21 protein-coding genes are annotated in these 21,077 nt (G+C 65.2%); 14 read left to right on the top strand and 7 right to left on the bottom strand.

The window, feature by feature from the left end:
* Nucleotides 1-115: 115 nt before the first annotated feature.
* Together B8446_RS09990 and B8446_RS09985 are read left to right on the top strand one after the other, a co-directional pair.
* Nucleotides 116-865, top strand: a complete 750-nt coding sequence (locus tag B8446_RS09990) for a prepilin peptidase (RefSeq protein ID WP_048849216.1) — start codon at nucleotides 116-118, stop codon at nucleotides 863-865.
* Nucleotides 866-1,567: 702 nt separating this feature from the next.
* The gene (locus B8446_RS09985; RefSeq protein ID WP_048849215.1) at nucleotides 1,568-2,944 is read left to right on the top strand and encodes an NAD-dependent succinate-semialdehyde dehydrogenase; all 1,377 of its coding nucleotides are present in this window, start codon (nucleotides 1,568-1,570) and stop codon (nucleotides 2,942-2,944) included.
* Nucleotides 2,945-3,373: 429 nt separating this feature from the next.
* On the opposite strand, the gene B8446_RS09980 is transcribed toward B8446_RS09985, so the two are convergent.
* Entirely contained in the window at nucleotides 3,374-4,264 is an 891-nt protein-coding gene (locus B8446_RS09980; protein WP_048849214.1) for a hypothetical protein, read from the bottom strand.
* Between the two features lie 257 nt (nucleotides 4,265-4,521).
* Here B8446_RS09980 and B8446_RS16245 point away from each other — a divergent pair, with 257 nt between their 5' ends.
* Nucleotides 4,522-4,668, top strand: coding sequence for a hypothetical protein (locus B8446_RS16245; RefSeq protein ID WP_158507560.1), 147 nt, complete (start codon nucleotides 4,522-4,524; stop codon nucleotides 4,666-4,668).
* A 95-nt stretch (nucleotides 4,669-4,763) separates the two neighbouring features.
* Nucleotides 4,764-4,943: a hypothetical protein gene (locus tag B8446_RS09975; protein ID WP_048849213.1), complete on the top strand. Its 180-nt coding sequence runs from the start codon at nucleotides 4,764-4,766 to the stop codon at nucleotides 4,941-4,943.
* Nucleotides 4,944-5,227: 284 nt separating this feature from the next.
* On the opposite strand, the gene gspG is transcribed toward B8446_RS09975, so the two are convergent.
* On the bottom strand, nucleotides 5,228-5,665 hold the full coding sequence (gspG, locus tag B8446_RS09970; protein ID WP_048849212.1) for a type II secretion system major pseudopilin GspG: 438 nt from the start codon (nucleotides 5,663-5,665) through the stop codon (nucleotides 5,228-5,230).
* Nucleotides 5,666-6,112 carry a lytic transglycosylase domain-containing protein gene (locus tag B8446_RS09965; RefSeq protein ID WP_241767736.1) on the bottom strand — a complete coding sequence of 149 codons (447 nt, stop codon included), beginning with the start codon at nucleotides 6,110-6,112 and terminating at the stop codon, nucleotides 5,666-5,668. It lies immediately after the preceding gene.
* A gap of 80 nt (nucleotides 6,113-6,192) precedes the next feature.
* On the opposite strand from B8446_RS09965, the gene B8446_RS09960 reads away from it, so the two are divergent.
* From B8446_RS09960 to B8446_RS09920, 7 genes are all read left to right on the top strand, one after another.
* On the top strand, nucleotides 6,193-6,672 hold the full coding sequence (locus B8446_RS09960) for an aminoacyl-tRNA deacylase (protein WP_048849210.1): 480 nt from the start codon (nucleotides 6,193-6,195) through the stop codon (nucleotides 6,670-6,672).
* Between the two features lie 460 nt (nucleotides 6,673-7,132).
* Nucleotides 7,133-7,846 carry a response regulator gene (locus tag B8446_RS09950; protein WP_048849278.1) on the top strand — a complete coding sequence of 238 codons (714 nt, stop codon included), beginning with the start codon at nucleotides 7,133-7,135 and terminating at the stop codon, nucleotides 7,844-7,846.
* Entirely contained in the window at nucleotides 7,843-9,267 is a 1,425-nt protein-coding gene (locus B8446_RS09945) for an ATP-binding protein (protein ID WP_048849208.1), read from the top strand. The genes B8446_RS09950 and B8446_RS09945 overlap by 4 nt, the downstream gene beginning before the upstream one ends.
* 299 nt (nucleotides 9,268-9,566) lie before the next feature.
* Nucleotides 9,567-10,313 carry a DUF3313 family protein gene (locus B8446_RS09940; protein WP_084712250.1) on the top strand — a complete coding sequence of 249 codons (747 nt, stop codon included), beginning with the start codon at nucleotides 9,567-9,569 and terminating at the stop codon, nucleotides 10,311-10,313.
* A 367-nt stretch (nucleotides 10,314-10,680) separates the two neighbouring features.
* Nucleotides 10,681-11,262 carry a ubiquinol-cytochrome c reductase iron-sulfur subunit gene (gene petA, locus B8446_RS09930; protein ID WP_048849206.1) on the top strand — a complete coding sequence of 194 codons (582 nt, stop codon included), beginning with the start codon at nucleotides 10,681-10,683 and terminating at the stop codon, nucleotides 11,260-11,262.
* Nucleotides 11,263-11,404: 142 nt separating this feature from the next.
* Nucleotides 11,405-12,553, top strand: coding sequence for a cytochrome b (locus tag B8446_RS09925; RefSeq protein ID WP_048849205.1), 1,149 nt, complete (start codon nucleotides 11,405-11,407; stop codon nucleotides 12,551-12,553).
* A gap of 164 nt (nucleotides 12,554-12,717) precedes the next feature.
* Nucleotides 12,718-13,404, top strand: coding sequence for a cytochrome c1 (locus B8446_RS09920; protein ID WP_048849204.1), 687 nt, complete (start codon nucleotides 12,718-12,720; stop codon nucleotides 13,402-13,404).
* Between the two features lie 20 nt (nucleotides 13,405-13,424).
* Here the strand turns inward: B8446_RS09920 and B8446_RS09915 are convergent, their stop codons facing one another.
* Together B8446_RS09915 and B8446_RS09910 are read right to left on the bottom strand one after the other, a co-directional pair.
* Nucleotides 13,425-14,069 (bottom strand): ATP-binding cassette domain-containing protein, encoded by a 645-nt coding sequence (locus tag B8446_RS09915; protein ID WP_199484093.1) that lies wholly within the window; start codon nucleotides 14,067-14,069, stop codon nucleotides 13,425-13,427.
* Complete coding sequence (locus B8446_RS09910; RefSeq protein ID WP_048849202.1) at nucleotides 14,066-15,319, bottom strand: hypothetical protein; 1,254 nt, start codon at nucleotides 15,317-15,319, stop codon at nucleotides 14,066-14,068. The genes B8446_RS09915 and B8446_RS09910 overlap by 4 nt, the downstream gene beginning before the upstream one ends.
* A gap of 193 nt (nucleotides 15,320-15,512) precedes the next feature.
* Here B8446_RS09910 and B8446_RS09905 point away from each other — a divergent pair, with 193 nt between their 5' ends.
* The 3 genes from B8446_RS09905 to B8446_RS16605 all read left to right on the top strand — a co-directional run bounded on the left by B8446_RS09905 (nucleotide 15,513) and on the right by B8446_RS16605 (nucleotide 18,297).
* On the top strand, nucleotides 15,513-16,331 hold the full coding sequence (locus B8446_RS09905) for an aldo/keto reductase (protein ID WP_048849201.1): 819 nt from the start codon (nucleotides 15,513-15,515) through the stop codon (nucleotides 16,329-16,331).
* A 312-nt stretch (nucleotides 16,332-16,643) separates the two neighbouring features.
* Entirely contained in the window at nucleotides 16,644-17,372 is a 729-nt protein-coding gene (locus tag B8446_RS16610) for a thiamine pyrophosphate-binding protein (protein ID WP_241767735.1), read from the top strand.
* The gene (locus tag B8446_RS16605; RefSeq protein ID WP_241767740.1) at nucleotides 17,257-18,297 is read left to right on the top strand and encodes a thiamine pyrophosphate-dependent enzyme; all 1,041 of its coding nucleotides are present in this window, start codon (nucleotides 17,257-17,259) and stop codon (nucleotides 18,295-18,297) included. The genes B8446_RS16610 and B8446_RS16605 overlap by 116 nt, the downstream gene beginning before the upstream one ends.
* A 25-nt stretch (nucleotides 18,298-18,322) precedes the next feature.
* On the opposite strand, the gene B8446_RS09895 is transcribed toward B8446_RS16605, so the two are convergent.
* Both B8446_RS09895 and B8446_RS09890 read right to left on the bottom strand, forming a co-directional pair.
* On the bottom strand, nucleotides 18,323-19,780 hold the full coding sequence (locus B8446_RS09895; RefSeq protein ID WP_048849200.1) for a protein adenylyltransferase SelO: 1,458 nt from the start codon (nucleotides 19,778-19,780) through the stop codon (nucleotides 18,323-18,325).
* A 133-nt stretch (nucleotides 19,781-19,913) separates the two neighbouring features.
* The gene (locus B8446_RS09890; RefSeq protein ID WP_199484092.1) at nucleotides 19,914-20,786 is read right to left on the bottom strand and encodes an NAD(P)-dependent oxidoreductase; all 873 of its coding nucleotides are present in this window, start codon (nucleotides 20,784-20,786) and stop codon (nucleotides 19,914-19,916) included.
* Nucleotides 20,787-21,077 lie beyond the last annotated feature (291 nt).

Here is a 21,077-nt window from a genome sequence, read left to right as displayed (position 1 = left end):
ACGCCCTGCCTGATGCGGGCCGACAGGCGTTCAGGCGATTACATCGCCAGCCGCGTGAAGCATCGCGCCGGATGACCCTGTTCCGGATCGCCCGCCCGGTCGGGCGCATCCGTTCATGACACTCACAGCCATCAGCCTCCTGATCGCCGGACCTTTCGCCGGCAGCCTCGCCGGCGTGCTGATCAATCGCCTGCCGGACCACCGGCCCGTGGCGCTGGATCGCTCCCGCTGCGATACCTGCGGTCAGCCGATCGCGCCGTATGACCTGATCCCGCTGGCGAGCTACACCCTCCTGCGCGGACGCTGCCGTGCCTGCCATGCTCCGATCGGCCGCTTCCACGTTCATGTGGAACTTGCTGCCCTCGCCATCGCCGCCAGTGCGGTCCTGTGCGATCCCGACCCGCTTCGGCAGATCGCCGACTGCATTCTGGGCTGGACGCTGCTTGCGCTCGCATGGATCGATATCCGTCACCTGATCCTGCCCGACAGCCTGACCTTGCCCCTGATTCTCGCAGGCCTTGCCGAGGCGGCCCTGACCACCGGCGGCGATCCGGCCGCCATTCCGCCGCGTGCGCTTGGAGCCGCCCTGGCGTGGCTGACCTTCGCACTCACCGCCTTTCTTTACCGCCGGATCCGCAAACGCGACGGCCTGGGTGCCGGAGACGCCAAGCTCTTCGCGGCCGGCGGCGCCTGGCTCGGGCCGGACGCGCTCGCGCCGTGCCTGCTCCTCGCAGCCCTGATCGGGCTTGCCATGGCGCTCTCCGCCATGATCCGGACCCGGCGCTTCGCGGCCACCCTGCGCCTCCCGTTCGGACCACCCCTTGCACTCGCCATCTGGACGCTGCGCCTGCTCTGGCCGACGTAAAGCAACGAACGTCGATCAGTTACGCCGAAAGGCGGATCGAGGCGGACACGGTCTCAACACCTTCTTCCCAGCTCCCTGAAGCAGAACGCCGTTCCCGCCGCGCCGGGCCCGACTTCGCGAGAACAGAAGAGTCCGAAATCGGATTTCCATTTGTACCGGACATCGACCAACGCGACGCTCACACGCGCAAATCGGCGCGAGATATTCAAAGGCCGATCAGGCCGGACATATCGCTCAGGCGAGCGCACCTCCCGTGCACACGGCCGGGGCGGATCCGTCGTCGGGCGCTCGAACACCCTTGGTATCGTCGGCTTCAGACGCTTTCATGCGTGATAAAGAGAAAATTCGATCGAGCCTCAGCGGTTGCAGGCGCCCGACGGACTGATCACGTGTCGGCTGTCGCAACCGGACAGGACAGTCGGCGCTCGCCCGTCATGCCGCCAAGGCCTCATGGACGGCCGAAGCGGGCATCCCCCTTGCAGGATTCTCATGGGAACAACGGCGCCGACGCCTGCGTTGACCGTGTCCGACCAAGTTCGAGATCCCGCCGGACCTTCGTGCCTGATGCGTTCGAAGCAAGCCGAGAACAGGAGCCCTGCGCCCCTGTCCATTTGTGTTCGACGGCGATTGATCGCTTTGAACTGACCCGGCGCGTTCCGCCTGCAGGCTCTGGACGTTCCGGCCGATGGAGAACCAGGTTCCATGACATATCAGACCATCAATCCTTTCACAGAGCAGACAGTGAAGGTCTACACCGGCCATACGGACGCGGAGTCGTTCGACGCGCTGGACCGGGCCGATGCCGCCTTCCGGTCACCGGACTGGGGTCAGGGCCCGATCGAAAATCGTCTGGCCGTGTTGTCGAAGATCGCCGATCTGTTCGAACTCCGCGCCGAGGAACTGGCGCAGGCCGCCAGCGTCGAAATGGGCAAGCGCCTTGCGGATGCGAAGGAAGAGGTGAAGCTCTGTGGCGGCATCGCGCGCTATTACGCGGAACACGCGAAGGAACAGCTGAAGCGGACACCCTGCGACACGCCGATGGGCGATGCATGGATCGAGAATGCGCCGATCGGAACGCTCGTTGCTGTCGAGCCGTGGAATTTCCCGTTCTACCAGCTGGTTCGCGTCGTCGCGCCGGCCTTCGCCGTCGGCAATTCCGTGCTGATCAAGCATGCCGAAATCGTCCCGCATTGCGCGGTGCTGTTCGAGGCGCTTGTTCGTGATGCGGGCGCGCCGGACGGCGCATGCGTCAATCTGTTCATCACCCCGGATCAGGTTGCTGCCCTGATCGCGGATGATCGCGTGCAGGGTGTTGCCCTGACGGGATCCGAGCGGGCAGGTGCGGCGGTCGCATCCACGGCTGCGAAATACCTCAAGAAATCGACCATGGAACTGGGCGGCATGGATATCTTTGCCGTGCTGGATGATGCGGATCTGGCGCGCGCCATCAAGATCGGTGCCGTCGCCCGCCTGTCCAACGCGGGTCAGGTGTGCACTGCCGCGAAGCGTTTCGTCGTGCATGAACGTGTCGCAGAAAAGTTCGTGTCCGGCCTGAAAGCCGAGTTCGAACGCGCCCGGATGGGCGATCCGCTCGACAAGGACACGACGCTGCAGCCGATGTCGTCGAAAGGCGCGCTCGAGACCATCACCAAGCAGGTCGACGAGGCCGTCAAGCATGGCGCGCAGGTCGTGACCGGTGGAAAGGCCGCGAGCCAGAAAGGCTTTTTCTACGAACCGACGATCCTGACCGGGATCGACAAGAACAACCCGGCCTTCAAGTCTGAGTTCTTTGGTCCGGTCGCTCAGGTCTATGTCGTCAAGGACGATGACGAACTGGTCACCCTTGCCAACGACTCACCCTACGGGCTGGGCGGTTCGGTCTTCTCGAGCGATCACAATCGGGCAACCGCGCTCGCGTCGCGCATCGACACAGGCATGGTGTTCATCAACCAGTGGACCAGCACGGCACCGGAACTGCCGTTCGGCGGGGTGAAGCGTTCAGGTTACGGCCGTGAGCTCGGAAATCTGGGGATCATGGAGTTCGTCAACCGCAAGCTGGTCGTGGTTGCTCCGGGCTGATACCCGGACACACGATGCGGACGCCAGAACGCGGGAGTGTACGGCAATACCGTGCACCCCCTTTTGCATTTCGGCATAAGCACAGGGCCCATCTGTCCCCCTATTCATGACAGTCGCAGGACAATGATGTTCTGCCAGAACAGCTCGCCTCGCAAACACTAACCCCGATGCGCAGGCATGGCACATCCTCGGCCAACGGGCTCTGGTGTCTTCCTGCAGGAGCAGGCAGAAAAATTCGTGATAGCGGGCCTGCTCGCAAGGCCCTTTTCCATCAGCAGGCCCTCGCCGAATATGACGGCCAATACCGTCAGATCGAGCACGCCTGTGGCGCAAGCTTTCGTAGGCATTTCACGGGCGCAAAGTCTGCGACGATCTTGTCCAGCCCGTGACCCGTCAGGTGCTGTCAGGCCTGAATATCCAGCTAGTCCGTCAGGATTTTTTCGTCTTCATTCTCAATCCGTCGAGATGCTCGGGCAGTGTTCCGGGTGTCGTGGCCGTCGCGGCATAGGACAGGTTGATGATTCCCTGACCGATCATCGGCGAAACACCATTCGAGCCTTGCTGAAGCGGCTGGGTGGCAGTGCCGTGCGGTGAATAGACCTGCACCCTGGGCAGCGTCACGCCGTTCATGGTCGGCTCGCCCTTGCTGTCATACGGCGAATAGGCGTGGAACGCGGCATCCCGGAGAGACGCCCCGTCCGGATGCTGCGCCGTCTCGCCGGCCCCGTGCATTTCCCGCGCGGTCGTCAGCATCGTGTGTGCCGCTGCGTCCTTTTCTCGATCATGCACGCCGTCCTGATCGAAATCCGGCGTGTGGAACTGCAGGGTCGGCACATGTTCCTCACCGACGGCAAGGCTTCCCGTCCGTGCGGACGCCCCGCGTCCGGTGATGGTGAAATCCGGCGACTGGGTCCGGTTGACGGATGCAATCGACGGCGAGTGATCGCCTGCCGTCGGCGCATCCCGCTTCTGGATGAAATCGGCAGGCTGCAGCTGCGTCAGCCTCTCCTGCGGCGCGAGATCGGGCGTCTGGCGGGCAAGATTCTGAAGTGCTGCTCCCTTCGCGCCACCGTTCGTCCTGATGGAGCGGGAAGCGTTCGCCCCCATATCACGCAGGGCATCCGCCTTCGATCCGGACGTGCGGGCACGTTTCGCGTCCGACGCGCCGGCCGTATCGCCATCCGCCTCGGATCGCGTCCTCTTCCCGGCGGACGACAGCGCATCCGCGAACGCGTCGGAGCCGGCCGCAGCCTCGTCGGCATGTCCGTGTGTATCGAGGCGGCCCGTCAACTGGCGCTCGACGCTGGAAATACCTGTCATGACAGCCTCCTGCAGGAAGGGCCAGCGCTTGCGACGGCTGACAAGCTGAATGGCGAGAGATCAGGTCACGACTGTAGGGGACAATCCTGACCCGAACCTGATCGCTCGTGAAAGGACATCCACTCGCAACCCGTCAGCGCCGAAGACCATTGGAATCCGCCGCACATTGCGCAGCCTGCGCCCGAACCTGCCCGGATGACACACCCTGATCCCAACGCGCGCACCGGACCCGTAGCGCATGAATACAGTCGGTCTCCTTGCTGCTCACGCTTTCGGCGCTGTTCGGGATTCTCAACAGGCTGCCGCGGCGTCTGCCAATGACGATCGGCATCCTGCTGTTCTCGCTCCTGCTGTCGTTCGTCATCATGGCGATCCAGCCCGCATCCCGGACTACCACCGATTAGATGAGGCCGCGTTTGCGCCTGGGCGCCGCGCCTACGGTTCCCCGTTCCGAAAAGAGCCCGATGCGTTCTGGATCCGGATCGATGAAGTCCTGACGTTGTGCCTGGTGCTCGGCTTCGAGATCCTCGGGATCACGCCGCCTGCCGCAGCAATCATGACGACGCCCGCCATCATCCCGCTCTCGATCGCGGCGCGCGCTGGCACCGTCCTGCTCGCCGCCCCGCCGCGGCCAATGCCGCGCGGCGAACGCGCGCCGATGCTGGCCTTACCGACTTGAGATGCCCCGTGCGCGTCGGCATTTTCTCTTGCTGGCCCTCGGCCGGCCGCCGGGTTCGCTGCACGAGACGCTCTGCCGGTTGCTGCAGTGTCGTCGTCTTCACGATGTCGGTACAGGGACTGGCAATGGAGCGCCTTGCAGCCCGGCTGTATCCCGAGGTCGCACGTCCCCGGATAAAACGAGCTGCCTGCTCAGCGCTTTACCCGTCAGGGGCCAGTCGTCCCCTGAATCGATTTTATCAGAAGAAGCCGTGTCAGGTCTGGGGCGACCACCTCGATTTCAACTCACGGGTTGCAGATTGCCCCGCTGACGCCGGGCTGTGGCTGGGCATGCGATGCTCCCCCCGAGCATAGATCATAGTCATGATCCGGTCGCGTGGACGGCGACTGATAGCCATAGGGCCGGTTCCACGGATCCTTCGGAACGTCGGTCCCGCGCATATAGGGTCCGTTCCAGTTCTCGACACCCGACGGCTTGTGCAGCAGTGCGCCCAGACCTTCGTCGGTCGCAGGATAGGAACCCACGTCGAGCTTGTAGAGATCCAGCACCGTATCGAGCCGCGCGATCGACTGCCTTGCCACCGAATTCCGCGCGCCCCCGAGCTGCCGCAGCGCCGCTGGTGCCACGAGCCCCACGAGCAGCGCCAGGATCGCCAGCACCACCAGGATCTCGAGCAGCGTAAATCCGTCCTCACCATTGCGCACGCGCCGCAAATCCGTCACTCAGCCATCCTTTCCGCCATGTTGCACCGCAGCCACCCGTGCGCGTGGCCGGACATAAAGCCCGATTGCCGCCTGATACACCCGCGCCTGATAAGCGAGATTGAGGGCCGGCGTATGCGAATGATAATCCCCGATCGCGCGCATCATGTCGCCCCGGTCGCGGTCCAGCGCCGTCCGCAGGATCAGGGCCGCACTCGCAATATTGAAACAGGGCTGCAGCAGCAGGCGCCGCGCCACATCGGACGGCTCCAGATGCGCCACCTTCGCGATCGGCAGGATCCAGCGCGAGTTGATCTGCATGATGCCCAGATCGACGCTGCCATCCGTATTGTTGTGCACGACGCCCGTGGCACCGCCTTCGACCACCTGGATCGACGGCAGCACGCGCGGCGGCAGCCGATAATGCACGGCGCTCGCGATCATGCAGGCCAGCAGGCTACCGGCCACGGTCCGTCTCGGACATGCGCACAGAAAACGTCATGCCCCCTTGATAGCACCGGACATCTGCGCCCACCATCACCCTCGCCATGACCCAACACACACAAGCGACCGAGGCCCTGACCAAGGCCGGAATCCCGTTCACGCTCCATCCTTACGATTACAATGCCGATGCATCGGGCCTGGCGCTGGACGCCGCCCACGCACTGGGATTTCCGCCGCAGAGCGTGCTCAAGACCCTGATGATCGAAGTCGACGGCACGCCCGCCTGCTGCGTGATCGCCGCCGACCGCAAGCTTGATTTCAAGCGCACGGCCCGCGCCTTCGGCGGCAAGTCGGCCCGCATGATGCCCATCCCGCGCGCCGAAGCCCGGACCGGATACCGGGTCGGCGGCATCTCGCCCTTCGGCCAGCGCAGCCCGACCCGGACGGCCTTCGAACCCTCGACACTCGAATTCGACAGCATCGTCATCAACGCCGGCAGCCGTGGCCTGCTGCTGGCCATCACACCCGGCGACGCCCTGCGCGCCACGAACGCCATCACGGCCCCGCTGAGTTCCACTACTTAAAATAGTGATAAGAAATTTTTCCGGAGACAAACCGCATCTCATGCGTTAGATGATGAACGATACTTCTTCGTGAGTTGTCTTCTGTCCATGCCCGATCCGTACAACCCCGCCCCGACGTCGTCGTCCCCACGCCTGATTCAGGGCGCGCTCGGGCTTGCCATCATCGCGGCCCTCGCGCAGGCAGCAATCCTCCGGCCACCGGCTCACCACGCTCCGGCCAGCTGCGTCCGCCATACGACATCCGACACGCGTGCCACCGGGTCGGCGCCCTGCGCGTCCTGACCGCCGGCGCGTTCCCCGCGCCCCGGCTGGCCTGCACAAATACCTTGAGCGCCACGAAACGACGGTGTGAGATGCCCTAGACCCCGTCCGGGCGGGGATGTGTCCGGCCTGAAACAAGTTTGCACGTCCCGGACATCATCCGCGCCACGCGGTGTGATACCGGGACGCCATGATCGCCATGCCTCACCTGCTTATCGTCGACGATGACAAGGACATCCTCTCGCTTCTGACAAGCTTCCTCCGCAGGCATGGTCATGAAGTGTCAGTCGCGGAAGACGGGGAGACGATGTTTTCCATTCTGGAACATCGCAAGATCGATCTCGTCGTGCTCGATATCATGCTGCGGCGGGAAGACGGGTTCGTCCTGTGCCAGCGGCTGCGCACCACCTCCGACACCCCGGTCATCATGCTGTCCGCCATGGCGGATCATACGGATCGTGTGGTCGGTCTGGAAATCGGCGCGGACGACTATCTCACCAAGCCGTTCGATCAGCGCGAACTCCTTGCCCGGGTGAAAGCCGTCCTGCGCCGAACCGGGGAAAAGCCCGGCACCAGAACGGCCGCCCCGGATCGTCCCGTCCTGCGCTTCGGTGACTGGCAGCTGGATGTTGTGCGGCGCGAACTCCGATCCGGCGACCAGTCGCTCGTCTTGCTGTCCGGCGGCGAATTCGACCTCCTTCTCGCGTTCGCCGAACATCCCCAGCGCGTCCTGACACGGGACCAGCTCATGGATCTCGCACGCGGATCGACGCATGCGGCGTATGACCGCAGCATCGACGTCCAAGTCAGCCGCCTTCGACAAAAGCTTGAGGAAGATCCCAAAAACCCTTCCCTGATCAGGACGGTACGCAACGGCGGCTATATGTTCTCTGCCGTGGTCACCCGCGCATGATCCGGATCCGCGTTCTTGAAGATACCATTGCCCGCAGGCTGGCCATAACGGTCGGACTGGCCGCAGCCGTCACGTTTTCGCTGCTGCAACTGTTTTTCATGTTCGGCGGCCAGTGGGCCAAGCCGAATATCGAACAGACGGGCCTGTTGGAACAGGTTGCGACTGTCGTCAGGATGCTCGACGCGGCACCGGCGCCCGATCGCCCGGCCCTGGCGGATGCCGCGCGGACGAACTCGCTCCGTTTCGACTGGCATGCGCGCGGCACACCGATCGCGACGGCCCTCGACAACGGGCATTACCGGGAAAAGGAAGTGGCGGCCGGGCGATCCTTCCTCGCATCATCCCTTGGAAACATTCCAACAAGATTCGCGGTCTTCCAGGAGGACAATCCGGTCTCCCTCACGCCCGGACTGCCCTACGACCGGTCGCGTTATCCGAATGCCTATTTCCTCGGACTGAGACTTTCCGACGGCAGCTGGATCCTGTGCATCGCACTCGACAGGCTCTGGGGCTTCTATGCAACCCAACGCATCATCCTGCAGCTCGCGACCCTGGCGGCATGGATCGTGATCGTCTCCCTGATCGCATCCCGACAGTTGTCCCGTCCTATCGAACGCCTGGCAGCCGCCGTCCGGCGTTTCGGAGAAAAGCCGCAGGATGCAGGAATTATCGAAACGGGCCCACGTGAACTGCGCGAGGTCGCGCGGACCATCAACGGCATGCAGGCCCAGATCCAGCGCTTCATCGCCTATCGCACGACGATGCTGGCGGCGATCTCGCATGACCTCCGGACGCCGCTGACGCGGATCCGGCTGCGGGGAGAAATGATCGACGTTCCGGAACAGCAGAAAAGCCTGTTTCGCGATGTCGATGAAATGCAGATCATGATCGACGGCGCGCTGGCGTTCTTTCGCGATGACGCGGCAGGCGAAAACAGCATGATGTTCGACCTGCCCGGACTGCTGACAACCATTTCCTACGACTATGTCGATCAGGGGCATGACGTCCGGTATGAGGGCCCTGCGAAACTGGCCTATGTCGGTCGACTGTTCGCGCTGAAACGCGTCTTCAGCAATCTGGTTGAAAACGCGATCAAATATGCAACGCCGCCACTCATAACGTTGTCGCAGAATACCGAGGGCGACTACCTGGTATCGATCATCGACAATGGCCCGGGCATCCCGGAGGCCGCACTTTCGCATGTATTCGAGCCCTATTTTCGCGTCGATAAATCGCGCAACCGCGCCTCGGGCGGTGTCGGTCTGGGACTGACCTCCTCACAGGCGATCATCAAATCCCATGGCGGCGATATCGAGATGCGCAATCGGCCCGAAGGCGGCCTGGAAGTCCGCGTCTTTCTGCCCGGACAGGTCTGCGCCGGTCAAACGCCACCGCGCGGCACAGCCCGCGCCTTGCCGTAAGGCAGCCGTGCAACCGTCGTTCCGCACGACGCGGATCGCGAAATACGGAGCTTTGGGCGCGGTCAAATTTCATAAGTCATCCAGTCATGCCGAAAAAATCCACGCTGGTGGCGTGCCGCTTCGTGCACCTGTTTCGCACAACGGAAACAATATTTCCGTTTTCATAAATGAGAGACACACGGCGGAAAGATTGGCCCTGTAGAGAAGCTCCACCGAATGCGTCGGCGCCCGCGGGCACCACGAAGAACGATCACACGAAGCAGGGGTGGCCCCGGATGGGACCGGCCCGGAGCCATGCCATGAACACCTCGTCCCGAAGCTCTGTGCAGACCCTTGTCGGACAGGCATCAGCCAGCCTGCTCTCGGTCGCCTTTCTCTGTTTCGCGTCCGGCTGTGCCGGTCAGCACGTCACACATACCGGATTCATCCCCGATGCCACCTATGCGCGGATGACGCATGTCAAGGATCACACCGATGACCTCGTCTACGTCAATCCGCAGATGGACCCAAGGAAATATCAGTTCGTGGCGATCGATCCGGTCGTCTGGCAGCCGGTCGCCAACGCGCCGCATCTGTCCGCACAGGCGCAGGCCCGCATGACGGCAGCGTTCCAGACCGAACTCGCCGCCGCCTTCAGGCACGATTTACGCCCCGCCACCCCCGAGGCCTGCGGGCCATGCACCAATGCGATCCATATCCGTGCGGCCATCACCAACATCCGCCGCAGCAAATGGTACTACAACGCCATACCGGTCGTCGCAGGCTTCGGCGCAGGCGCATTCGGAGGCGGCCTGCCGCCCATCCCGCCTCCGGCCCCCGGCGGCGCGAGCGAGGAACTTCTCGCAACGGATGCTGTGAGCGGGGAATTACTCATCGCCGTGGCCACCTACAATAACGGCATGCCCTGGAACATGATGGGACAGTGGCTGCCTTACGCGCATGCCAAGCGTGCCTTCCACCTGGCCTCTCTCCTGCTCGATGACGAGTTCCGGAAGGCCGGGCAGGCCGAACGCGGCGATCACACAGCCGTCGCCTCGTCGAAATAATCAGATCATCGACACCCGTTTCTGGATGGAGTCCGTCATGCGCGCGACATGCAGGCAGAGCCTGCGGCAATTTTCGGGCCTCTTCATGGACAGCGCGACCATGGCCTGTGCCGAACTCTGCGTGACTGCGCTTCTGGCGGCGTTCGCCACCGGTCGGTCCCGGCTCATTGCCGGGCGCGGCGCGTCGAGATGCCCGTGCAGTCCTGTTGGCGGCAATATCGTGCATCTGGGCAGCGGGCCGGCCGGACAGTCGTAATTCCGGTGCAGGCGGTTGGGGAAGCCGGTCTGCCCATCGCTTCGCTGCCCTGCAATCACCCACCGCCCGGGCCTGACACCACTCATACAATGTGACACACTCGGTCGGGCCATGACCGCCGCTCCCCCGCGCACCCGCCGCGATGTCCTCTCCCTCGCCACGACGGCAACCGTCGCGTGCGGCGCCGCCTGTGCGTGTGTCCCCTTCGCGTTGAGCCTGAGCCCGCGCGGCGATGCGCCGGACAGCGCGCCTGTCGATGTCGACCTCTCGAAGATCGCGCCCGGCGCGCAGATCACGGCCTCATGGCGCAGCCTGCCGATCACGATCATCCATCGCACCGCGCAGACGATCTCGGCCCTGAAAACGCCCGACCAGCCGCTCCGCGACCCGGACTCCCACGTTCACCAGCAGCCCGATTACGCCCGCAACTGGCACCGCTCGCTGCGGCCCGAATTCGGCGTCTATGTCGCCGTCTGCACCCATCTCGGCTGCATCCCGGCGCTGGACGACGATGGTTACACCTGCCCCTGCCACGGTTCGGGCTTCGATCTCGCAGGACGGGTTCTGGTAAACCAGCCCGCGCCCTACAACCTGCCGGTCCCGCCGCACGATTTCGCCAGCGCGACCACGCTGCGCCTTGGCATCAATCCGGACGGCCACACATTCGACCTCTCCGGGATCGTCCAGCTTTGACGGCCCGCCGAGCGATGCGGGCCGGCGCTCCGGCGCACGACAGGACCATGCGCGCACGGCAGGCCTGCGGCGCACGATCCTCCAAGATCCCGGATGCCGGACGTCCCGGACGGGCCTCGCGCCTGACCGCAAGGGCGCGCGCATGACCCGTGGCCTCCTCCACTGGATCGACACCCGCCTGCCGGTCGTCTCCGCCGCGCGCCGCGAGTTTCGCGACTATCCCATGCCCGTGAACCTCAACGGGTTCTGGAATTTCGGCGCGATCCTGACGCTCTCGCTCCTGCTCATGCTGGCAACCGGCCTGACGCTTGCGCTGACCTATGTGCCGAACGCGGGCCTTGCCTTCGCCTCCATCCAGACGATCGAACGCGGCGTGCCGGCAGGCTGGCTGATCCGCCTCGCCCACCAGACGGGCGCAACCCTGTTCATGGGCGCGCTCTACCTGCACATCTTTCGCGGCCTCTATTACGGCTCCTACAAGGCCCCGCGCGAACTCGTCTGGCTGACCGGCATGGCGCTGCTGGCCTGCGCGATGGTCACGGCCTTCGCGGGCTATGTCCTGCCGTGGGGCCAGATGTCCCACTGGGGTGCGGACGTGATCACGGGCGCCATGGCGGGGCTTCCGGTCGTGGGCCCGACGCTCTCCCACCTCGTCCTCGGCGACACCCATCTGGGCGACGTCTTTCTTCATCGCCTCTTCGTCGTGCATTTCGCAACGGCGTTTGCGATCGTGGGCATCGTCGTCGTCCACGTCGCCTGCGTCCATGTCGCCGCACCGAACGATCCGGATGGCCGCGATCCGCGGTCCCCGCGCGAGACCGTGCCGTTCCATCCGTATTTCACGGCAAAGGACCTGTTCGGGCTGGCGCTCGCGGGCGGCGTGTTCACCGCACTTGCGGCCTTCGCGCCCGGCATCGTGCGCGAGGCCGCCAATCTGGCGCCCGCCAATCCGCTGCGGACGCCGAACGACATCGTGCCCGCATGGTATTTCCTGCCGTTCTACGGCCTGCTGCAGATCGTCCCGTCCAAGACGCTCGGCCTGTTCGCAAGCCTGGCCGCGATCGTGCTGCCCGGACTGATGCCCTGGCTCGACCGGAGTCCCATCCGGTCGGCGCGCCACAGGCCCGGCTTCCGCATCGGCATGATCCTGATGGCCGCGGGCTTCGTCACGCTCGGTCTCGCAGGCGCGCATCACCTGCAGGGCCTCTGGGGCATCGCGGGCCGGATTGCGGCCCTTGCCTATTTCGGGGTGTTCGTGGCCGTGCCCTTCGCCCGGCGGCACCCATCATGACGCGCGCGCCCCCCTCGTCCGTGGCTATCCCGGGCACGACTATCCCGGGCATGGCGCCCGCCCGTCCTACCGGAAACGGCGACATCACGGGTTTCCAAAGAGCGACTGCCCTTTGGCAAGGTCTCAGGGGCAGCGCCCCTGAACGCGGAGCACGCCTCGCCCTGATGGCGGCACTGCTCGCTGCCGCCCCGGCTTTCGCCGCCGGCGCTGCGCCGCCGCATCAGGCCTGGTCGTTCGCAGGCCCCACCGGTCATTACGATCCCGCCACCCTGCAACACGGCTTTCGCATCTACGCGGATGTCTGCGCCGGCTGTCACAGCCTGAACGAGCTGCATTTCGAGAACCTCGCGGGCATCGGCCTCAGCGCGGCCGATATCCGTCGCATCGCGGCCACCCACACGATCCCCGACGGCACCGACGCCGCGGGACAGCCGAAAACCCGCAGCGCCCGGCCGGATGACGCGATCCCCGATCCGTTCCCGAGCCCGGCCGCCGCAGCACAGGCCCTGGGCGGTGTCCCGCCGGACCTCTCCCACATCACCATGACCCATCGCGGCGGCCCCGACTGGATCGCGGCCTTCCTCACCGGCTTCGTTCCGCCTCCGCCGGGCGTCACCGTGCCGCCGGGCCGCTTCTACAACCGCTTCCTGCGCACCGGGGTCACCGCCATGCCGCCGGTCGTCGCCTCGGCGGACGATGCCCGCGCCGTGACGACGTTCCTGCAATGGTCCGCCGATCCGCACCTCAATGCACGCCACCGCCTGGGCTATGCGGGCCTTGCCTATTTCGCCTTTCTGGCGGCCCTGGCATCCGCCCTGAAACGCCGCATCTGGAAACAGCCGCGCCGATAGACGGCCTTCGGGCCCGATTTTCAGGCCTGCGCCATCAGGTCTTCCATGAAGAGCGACGCCGCCCCGGTCGCCTGCAGGAAGTCATCGTCGTGGCTCGACATCAGGATCACCGTATCGCCCGCGCGCTCCCGGAGCAGGGCTGCGAGATGGTCCACCGAGGCGCGATCGAGGCCGTTGCTCGGCTCGTCCAGCAGAAGAACCGCAGGCTTGCCGATCAGGCCCGCGCAGATCGCCATCTTTCTGGCCGTGCCAAGCGAGATGGCATCGAACCGCGTCGCAAGATGGGATTGCAGCCCGAAATCGCGGATCGCGGCCTCGACGCTCTCATCGATGGTGCTTCTCTTCGCCCACGCGCAGAAATCGAGCAGATCCCGACCGGTCATGAACGGATAGGCCACCGCCTCGTCAGCCACGTAGGACAGACGCTGCCGTGCTTGTCGTGGCGATTGCGCCAGATCGATCCCGTCGATCCATACCTGCCCGGCATCCCATGCCTGCGCGCCTGCCAGAACGCGCAGCGCCGTCGATTTTCCGATGCCGTTCGGGCCGCGCAGCGCATGGATACCGGCACCCAGCGACAGATCGAGCCCCCGGAACACGTGCTTGCGGCCATAGGACACGCACAGTCCCTCGCAGCGCAGAGATGGCTTTGCCGTCATAATCATCGGACGACTCCGGCAATCGCGGAGCCGGCCCACGCCATGGCAAGCGCCAGCGAGACCAGCAGTCGGAACCGAGCACCGATCCCAAGTACGGTCCGCAGACCCGCGATCAGCCCGACATAGGTGAGACTCACAGCCCCCAGCATCGCCGGGGACACCAGTCGATATGCCACGAGCGGATACAGGAACACCGGTAGCGGCATCATGCCGAAGCCTGCGACCAGACAGATGTCGCGCACCGGCCAGAACGACCGTGCGACAGGCAGCGTCGCCATCATCGTGCGCGCGCCAGCATGAGCGGCTCTCAGAACCCGATACAGGCCACTCAGCAGAAGTGCCACACCCGCCATCCCGAGGATCGCGACGATCGGCGAGCGCCCGTCATGACCGAATGCACCGATGAGCGCCCCTGTCCCGAACGGGATCGCGCCGGCCAGAACGCAGCAAGCGCCCACGCTCCACGGCCGCTCCCCCAGCGCCCCGATCTGGATACGCACGGTCGGCGAAACCCTGGACAGGAGCCGCCTCCCTGTAGTCCCTCCCCGCACCGGACGACGCGCACGCCCGAATGCACGCACCGGATCGAAGCGCGCCGCAAGCCGGGCTGTCGTCAACAGGATCGCAACCGCTGCCGCCAGCATCGCGGCTCCGAAGACCCCGCTTTTCGACGAGCAGGCCGCCGGAAGCAGTCCATCCGCCGCCAGCGCACCGACCACCATCAGCGGCAGGCGCTCCAGCATGCCGAGTTGGAGAAAAACGATGTCCAGCAGAACGGTCAGCGCATCAGCCACGCCGAAGGCCTGCCCCGGCAAGCCGGTCGACATGGGCCCGAACAGCATGGCCCCCGACAGGACAGGAACGAACAGCAGGAAGTCCGCTGCCGCGAGCAACAGGCCGGAGACCGCGCAATGCGTCACGAACCCGACCGGCAGGGTTTCGACAAACAGGCGAAACCGCCCGCCATGCAGGATGGCTTTCTGCGGCAGCAGCCACAGCACGCCGGCCGCCTGGAACAGCGCCAGCATCCCGAGGCGATGCGAAAGCCCGAATGATGGCGACAGGCTCTGGCCGAACAGACGGGCCGGCACCATGAAGATCGAGACGATCGGAAGCCCGGGCACGAGCATGCCGGCCAGCAGAAACCACTGCCAGTGCCGTGCGACGAGATCCCGCCCCGCCGAGGCACAGAACCGTGCACGCAGAACCAGATACAGCCGGAATCCGGCAGCCTCCTGCTGCCACATGCCGATCATGTCGGGTTCCTGCGCCGTGTCATCCCATGCTCCATGGCAGCACTCCGAATGGCCACCGCTCTCACAGTGTCCGGGCCGGAGCGATCAGCGCAAGAGCGCCGGCGGGCCGCGCACCAGCGCGCCTGCTGCCGCTCTGCCGAACCCTTGTGATTTTCCCGCGTAGAACACGGACCCGATCAAGGAGGCATTCCTTATGACCACCCAACCGCATCTCTCGCTCAACGCCGGCATCGACATCCCGCAGCTCGGGCTGGGCGTCTGGCAGACACCGGCCGACCAGACGGCGGACATCGTGCGCCACGCCGTGGGCGCGGGCTACCAGCATGTCGACACCGCCATGATCTACCGCAACGAAACCGGCGTCGGCGAGGCACTGGCGGACCATCCCGAGATCTTCCTGACCACCAAGCTGTGGAACGAGGATCAGGGCTTCGATTCCACGCTACGCGCCTTCGACGAAAGCGCGCGCAAGCTCGGGCGCGAACGGATCGACCTCTACCTGATCCACTGGCCCGCGCCCGCCAAGAACCTCTATCTCGACAGCTGGCGCGCCATGGTCCGCCTGCATGGCGAGGGCCGCATCCGCGCGATCGGCGTCTCCAACTTCGCCGAGAACCATATCGAGCGCCTGATCGCGGAGACGGGCGTAACCCCGGCCGTCAACCAGATCGAACTCCATCCGGACTTCCAGCAGCGCGCGCTGCGCAAGTTCCACGAAGAGCATGGCATCCGCACCGAATCCTGGAGCCCGCTCGGCCAGGGCCACGTTCTCAAGAGCCCGGTCATCGGCAAGATCGCCGAAAAGCACGGCAAGACCGCAGCCCAGGTGGTGATCCGCTGGCATCTGCAGAGCGGCCTGATCGTCATCCCGAAATCGGCGACACCGTCGCGGCTGGACGAGAACATCGCCGTGTTCGACTTCACGCTGGACGATACCGACATGGCCTCCATCGCCGACATGGACACGACGACCGGCCGGATCGGCCCGGACCCCGCCACCGCGAACTTCTGATCGCGGAGGATTGCCGGCAGGCCTGGGACAGCCGATCCGCCGGGCCAACCCGCCCTGGCAACGGTTGACCCAGATCAATGCGCCGTCCGGCTGACGGCGCATCATGGCGTCCGAACCACCGGATGCCACGAGATGCGAGACTCTGCCCATGCGCCGCGCAAACTGATCTTCTCGATCTGCCTGGTGCTGTTGGCACTCGTCGCCGTAAGCCTCGTGCGGCCAGCCTGCGCCGCCACACCGACGATGAACGCCGTGTCGCAAATTTCTTTCGTGACCGTGCCCACCGCACGGTCCTGCTAGGAGCGCGCCGCGATGTCCCGGACCGTCGCCGATGCCATCGTCGCCTGCCTGAAACAGGAGGGCGTGGAGGTCATCTTCGGCATCCCGGGTGAGGAGAACATCCGCCTCGTCATGGCGCTCGAGGGATCGGGCATCCGCTTCATCCTGACGCGCCACGAACAGGCGGCCGCCTTCATGGCGGACATGTACGGCCGGCTGACCGGGCGGGCGGGCGTCTGCACGGCAACGCTCGGCCCCGGCGCCATCAACCTCCTCCTCGGTGTCGCCGACGCCACCACCGACAGCACGCCTCTGGTCGCCCTCACCGCCCAGGTCGGACTGAACCGGATCTACAGGGAATCGCATCAGTCCGTGGATCTGGTCGCGATGTTCCGGCCCGTCACCAAATGGGCCGATATCGTCCTGACACCGCAGTCCGTCCCGGAGATGGTGCGCAAGGCCTTCAGCCTCGCCTGTTCGGAACGGCCCGGTGCGACCTATCTTGCCATCCCCCAGGATATCGAGGCCGCACCCGCCCCCCCCCGGCTGCATACCCCTGCGCGCAACGCCCTCCCACGATCCCGGCCCCGACGGCGGCCGCATCGCCGAGGCCGCGACACGCCTGAAGACTGCGAGACGACCCGTCATTCTCGCCGGACACGGTGTCGCCCGTGCACGCGCATCGGATGTGCTCGTAAGGCTGTCGGAAGCCCTGAACGCGCCCGTCGCGACGACATTCATGGGCAAGGGGGTCATACCTGATGACCATCCCAATGCGCTCGGCGTGATCGGCTTCATGGCGCACGACTACGAGAATTTCGCCTTCGACCAGGCCGATCTCATCATGGGCGTGGGTTACGAACTGCAGGAATTCTCACCCGCCCGCATCAATCCGGATCACGACAAGTCCATCATCCATCTGCATTGTTTCGCGCCCGACATCGATGCCGCATGGCAACCCGACATCAGCATCGAATCCGATATCGTCGACGCAATCGATGCCCTGCTGGCAGCCCTCGGCCCGCGGCACGTTCCGCCCAACCGGGTCGAGCCGCTCATCCGCAGCCTGCGCGCGCACGAGCTGCGCAAGGGCGAAGAAGACGACAGTTTCCCCCTCAAGCCGCAGCGCATCGTGGCCGACATCCGCGCCGTGCTCGAAGCCGACGACATCGTCCTGGCCGACACGGGGGCCGTGAAAATGTGGATGGCCCGTCTCTACCCGACGCAGGCGCCCCTGACCTGCCTGATGTCGAACGGCCTTTCCACCATGGCCTTTTCCCTGCCGGGCGCCATCGGTGCCGCACTGGCCTGTCCGGGAAAACGGGTGCTCTCGACCATGGGGGACGGATCGTTCCTGATGAACTCACAGGAAATCGAAACCGCGATCCGCGAGAACATCCCGCTCAAGGTCCTGATCTGGGAAGATGGGTCTTACGGTCTCATCAAATGGAAAATGGATATGGAGCTGCATCGCCATGCGCATGTCGATTTCACCAACCCCGATTTCGTCGCTTACGCACACAGCTTCGGCGCGAACAGCTATCGGATAACTTCCGCCGCCGACCTGCGTCCCACACTGGAAAAGGCCCTCGCCGAGCCCGGCGTCTCGATCATGACGGTCGCGGTGGACTACAGCGAAAACATGAAACTCATCGACCGCCTGGGGGATCTGACAATCGCGCTCTGAAAGAGCGACACTTTTTAGCGCGCCTTCACGTCCCGCAATACGTCGCCCGGACCCGCTCCGCATCGACCGGCGCCGCGTCGAGCCCGTCCGTGCCATCGTCGAACGGCCGCGCGAGCACCTGCATCATCGTCTCGAAAGGCGCATAATCGCCCTGCACGGCCGCATCGATCATCGCCTCGATCCGATGATTGCGCGGGATAACCCGCGGATTGACGCGCTGCATGGCCTGATGTCGCACGGCGGGTGACACATCTTCCCGCGCCAGCCGGGCCTGCCAGTCCGACACCCACGCGCGAATGGCCTCATCCCCGTCGAACAATGCAAGGAAGGGCTCGAAATCGCCGCTTCCCGCCGCGTCGCCAAGGCGACGGCAGGCCAGCGTGAAATCCGCGCGCCCCTTGTGCATGGCGTCCAGAAAACGCGTGATGAGCGCAGCATCGCCCTCGATCGGCACTGTCAGCCCGAGCTTTTCGCGCCAGCCGGACAGATGCGCCCGTCCGAAGACCGCGTCGAAACCTTCGAGGACGCCCTGCGCCTTCTGCACGGCGACCTGCGGATCCGCATCCAGCAGCGGCAGGATCGCTTCCGCAAGACGTGCGAGATTCCACAACGTGATGTCCGCCTGACGCCCGAACGCATAGCGCCCATATTCATCGATCGAACTGAACACCTTGCCCGGATCGTATTCATCCAGAAATGCGCACGGTCCGAAATCGATCGTCTCGCCCGCGATGGATGTGTTGTCGGTATTCATGACGCCGTGCACGAAGCCCACCAGCATCCACTGCGCCACAAGCCGCGCCTGCCGTTCCATGACAGCGCGGAGCAGGCCGAGATACGGCGCTTCCTCGGTGCGCAGGGCCGGATAAAGCCGGTCGATCGCATAATCCGCCAGCGCGCGAATATTCTCCTTCTCGCCCGTCGCCGCGGCATATTCGAACGTGCCCACCCGGATATGACTCAGCGCCACCCGCGCAATCACAGCCCCCGGCAACGCGATTTCACGCAGGACGACATCGCCCGTCGTCAGGGCCGCCAGTGCCCGTGTCGTCGGGATGCCGAGTGCTGCCATCGCCTCGCTGACGACATACTCCCTCAGGACCGGGCCCAGCGCCGCGCGCCCGTCCCCCCGACGGGAAAACGGCGTCGGCCCTGATCCCTTCAGGTGAATGTCGAACAGACGCCCGGCGGCGTCGGTGGCCTCTCCGACCAGCATCGCCCGCCCGTCCCCGAGCGTCGGATTGAAATGGCCGAACTGATGCCCCGAATACGCCATCGCGACCGAGGCTTCCCCATCCGGTCGCAGACCCCCGCCGAGCAACGCGATCCCCTCCGGCCCGCGCAACCAGTCCGGATCCAGTCCCAGCATCCGCGCCAGAGGTTCATTGAGTGCAACCAGCTTCGGCGCCGTCGGCGTGCGCGGCGCAAGTGGCGCAGTGAAGCGTGACGGCAGGGTGGTGGCGTAGTGGCGCTGCAGACTCATAGGGGCGATCCTTCTTCCTTTTCGGAGAGAAAAAGAAGCAAAAAGACTTTTATCCGTTCATGGACATAGTGAACCTCCAGTCCGAAGGCGCGAGACCGACAGAAGTTTGTCGCTTCCTTTTCGAAAAAGAGTGTCACCCCAGCCCGTTGCGCCGCCGCACCTGCCGGATCAGCGCACTATGATCCAGCTCCCCGTCACCCGCGGCCACCAATTCCCGGAACAGCCCGTCCACCAGTCGCGCCACCGGCAGATCCAGCCCGACTTCCCCCGCCAGCGCCAGCGCCGCACCACTATCCTTGATCTGGTATTTCGCAGGCCCACCGGGCACGAAATCCCCCACGATCATCCGCTGCCCCTGCCGCTGCAGGATGATCGAATCCGCAAAGCCACCCGCCAGCGCTTCCCGCAACCGTGCCGGGTCGGCACCGCCCTGCTCCGCCAGCACGAAGGCCTCCGCCACCAGCGCAATCGTCCCGGCCACGATCATCTGGTTGGCGAGCTTGGCCAGCGCGCCGGTACCCACCGGCCCGATCCGCACCGGCCGCCCCATCGGCCGCAGGATATCGCGCGCATCCTCGAATACGGCCGCATCCCCGCCCACCATGATCGCAAGCGTTCCGGCCTCGGCCCCCGCGACGCCACCCGATACCGGCGCGTCCAGACACGCGACACCACGCGCCGCCGCCGCGTCCGCCAGTTCGCGCGCCATGGGAACCGAGATCGAACTCATGACGATCAGGATGCTTCCCGGCGCCATGGCCGCCAGAACACCGCCGTCGCCCAGCAGCACATCGCGGCAGGCGTCGTCCGAACTCAACATGCCGATCACCGCGCGCGCATCACGCGCGACCTCGGCCAGCTGGTCCACTGCCGCAATGCCCGCATCCGCCAGCGCCGTCGCCTTCTCCCGCGACCGGTTCCACGCCGATACCGCAAAACCGGCCCCCGCCAGCCGCCGCGCCATCGGCGCCCCCATCAGTCCCGTCCCCAGAAATCCGATCCGCACCGTTCCCTGCTCCCGATGTCATTGCCTGAACGCGGCGGGATCACACGCCTGAAAAACCAGGCACGCCAGACGGAAAAAGCCTTGGCCAATGACAAAAAACCGTGTCAGGCCGCAGCCGATGCCGGCCCCACGTTCGCCTGGCGCCTGTCCGGCACCTGCGCGGAAACCACGCGGGGCGCGGCAACAGGCCCACGCCGCCGCCATGAGATCGCCCTTTCAGGCGCAGGCAGACCGCACAGCACTCGCCCGACCGCGACTGAAGGCGCAGTTCGTCGCAACACCCTATGGATA

Origin of the sequence: Tanticharoenia sakaeratensis NBRC 103193 (assembly GCF_000963885.1) — a bacterium.
Classification (GTDB): domain Bacteria; phylum Pseudomonadota; class Alphaproteobacteria; order Acetobacterales; family Acetobacteraceae; genus Tanticharoenia; species Tanticharoenia sakaeratensis.
The sequence above is the reverse complement of the archived record's forward strand: the minus strand, read 5'-3'. Positions and strand labels throughout refer to the sequence as shown.

Excerpts from the sequence above, each read along its gene's own strand:
- B8446_RS09905 (WP_048849201.1), top strand. The coding sequence starts at position 15,513 with ATGACCACCCAACCGCATCTCTCGCTCAACGCCGGCATCGACATCCCG.
- B8446_RS09980 (WP_048849214.1), bottom strand. The coding sequence starts at position 4,264 with ATGACAGGTATTTCCAGCGTCGAGCGCCAGTTGACGGGCCGCCTCGAT.
- B8446_RS09895 (WP_048849200.1), bottom strand. The coding sequence starts at position 19,780 with ATGAGTCTGCAGCGCCACTACGCCACCACCCTGCCGTCACGCTTCACT.
- B8446_RS09920 (WP_048849204.1), top strand. The coding sequence starts at position 12,718 with ATGGCGGCACTGCTCGCTGCCGCCCCGGCTTTCGCCGCCGGCGCTGCG.
- B8446_RS09925 (WP_048849205.1), top strand. The coding sequence starts at position 11,405 with ATGACCCGTGGCCTCCTCCACTGGATCGACACCCGCCTGCCGGTCGTC.
- B8446_RS09945 (WP_048849208.1), top strand. The coding sequence starts at position 7,843 with ATGATCCGGATCCGCGTTCTTGAAGATACCATTGCCCGCAGGCTGGCC.
- B8446_RS09910 (WP_048849202.1), bottom strand. The coding sequence starts at position 15,319 with ATGATCGGCATGTGGCAGCAGGAGGCTGCCGGATTCCGGCTGTATCTG.
- B8446_RS09950 (WP_048849278.1), top strand. The coding sequence starts at position 7,133 with ATGCCTCACCTGCTTATCGTCGACGATGACAAGGACATCCTCTCGCTT.
- petA (WP_048849206.1), top strand. The coding sequence starts at position 10,681 with ATGACCGCCGCTCCCCCGCGCACCCGCCGCGATGTCCTCTCCCTCGCC.
- B8446_RS09915 (WP_199484093.1), bottom strand. The coding sequence starts at position 14,069 with ATGATTATGACGGCAAAGCCATCTCTGCGCTGCGAGGGACTGTGCGTG.
- B8446_RS16610 (WP_241767735.1), top strand. The coding sequence starts at position 16,644 with ATGTCCCGGACCGTCGCCGATGCCATCGTCGCCTGCCTGAAACAGGAG.
- B8446_RS09940 (WP_084712250.1), top strand. The coding sequence starts at position 9,567 with ATGAACACCTCGTCCCGAAGCTCTGTGCAGACCCTTGTCGGACAGGCA.
- B8446_RS09990 (WP_048849216.1), top strand. The coding sequence starts at position 116 with ATGACACTCACAGCCATCAGCCTCCTGATCGCCGGACCTTTCGCCGGC.
- B8446_RS09985 (WP_048849215.1), top strand. The coding sequence starts at position 1,568 with ATGACATATCAGACCATCAATCCTTTCACAGAGCAGACAGTGAAGGTC.
- B8446_RS09960 (WP_048849210.1), top strand. The coding sequence starts at position 6,193 with ATGACCCAACACACACAAGCGACCGAGGCCCTGACCAAGGCCGGAATC.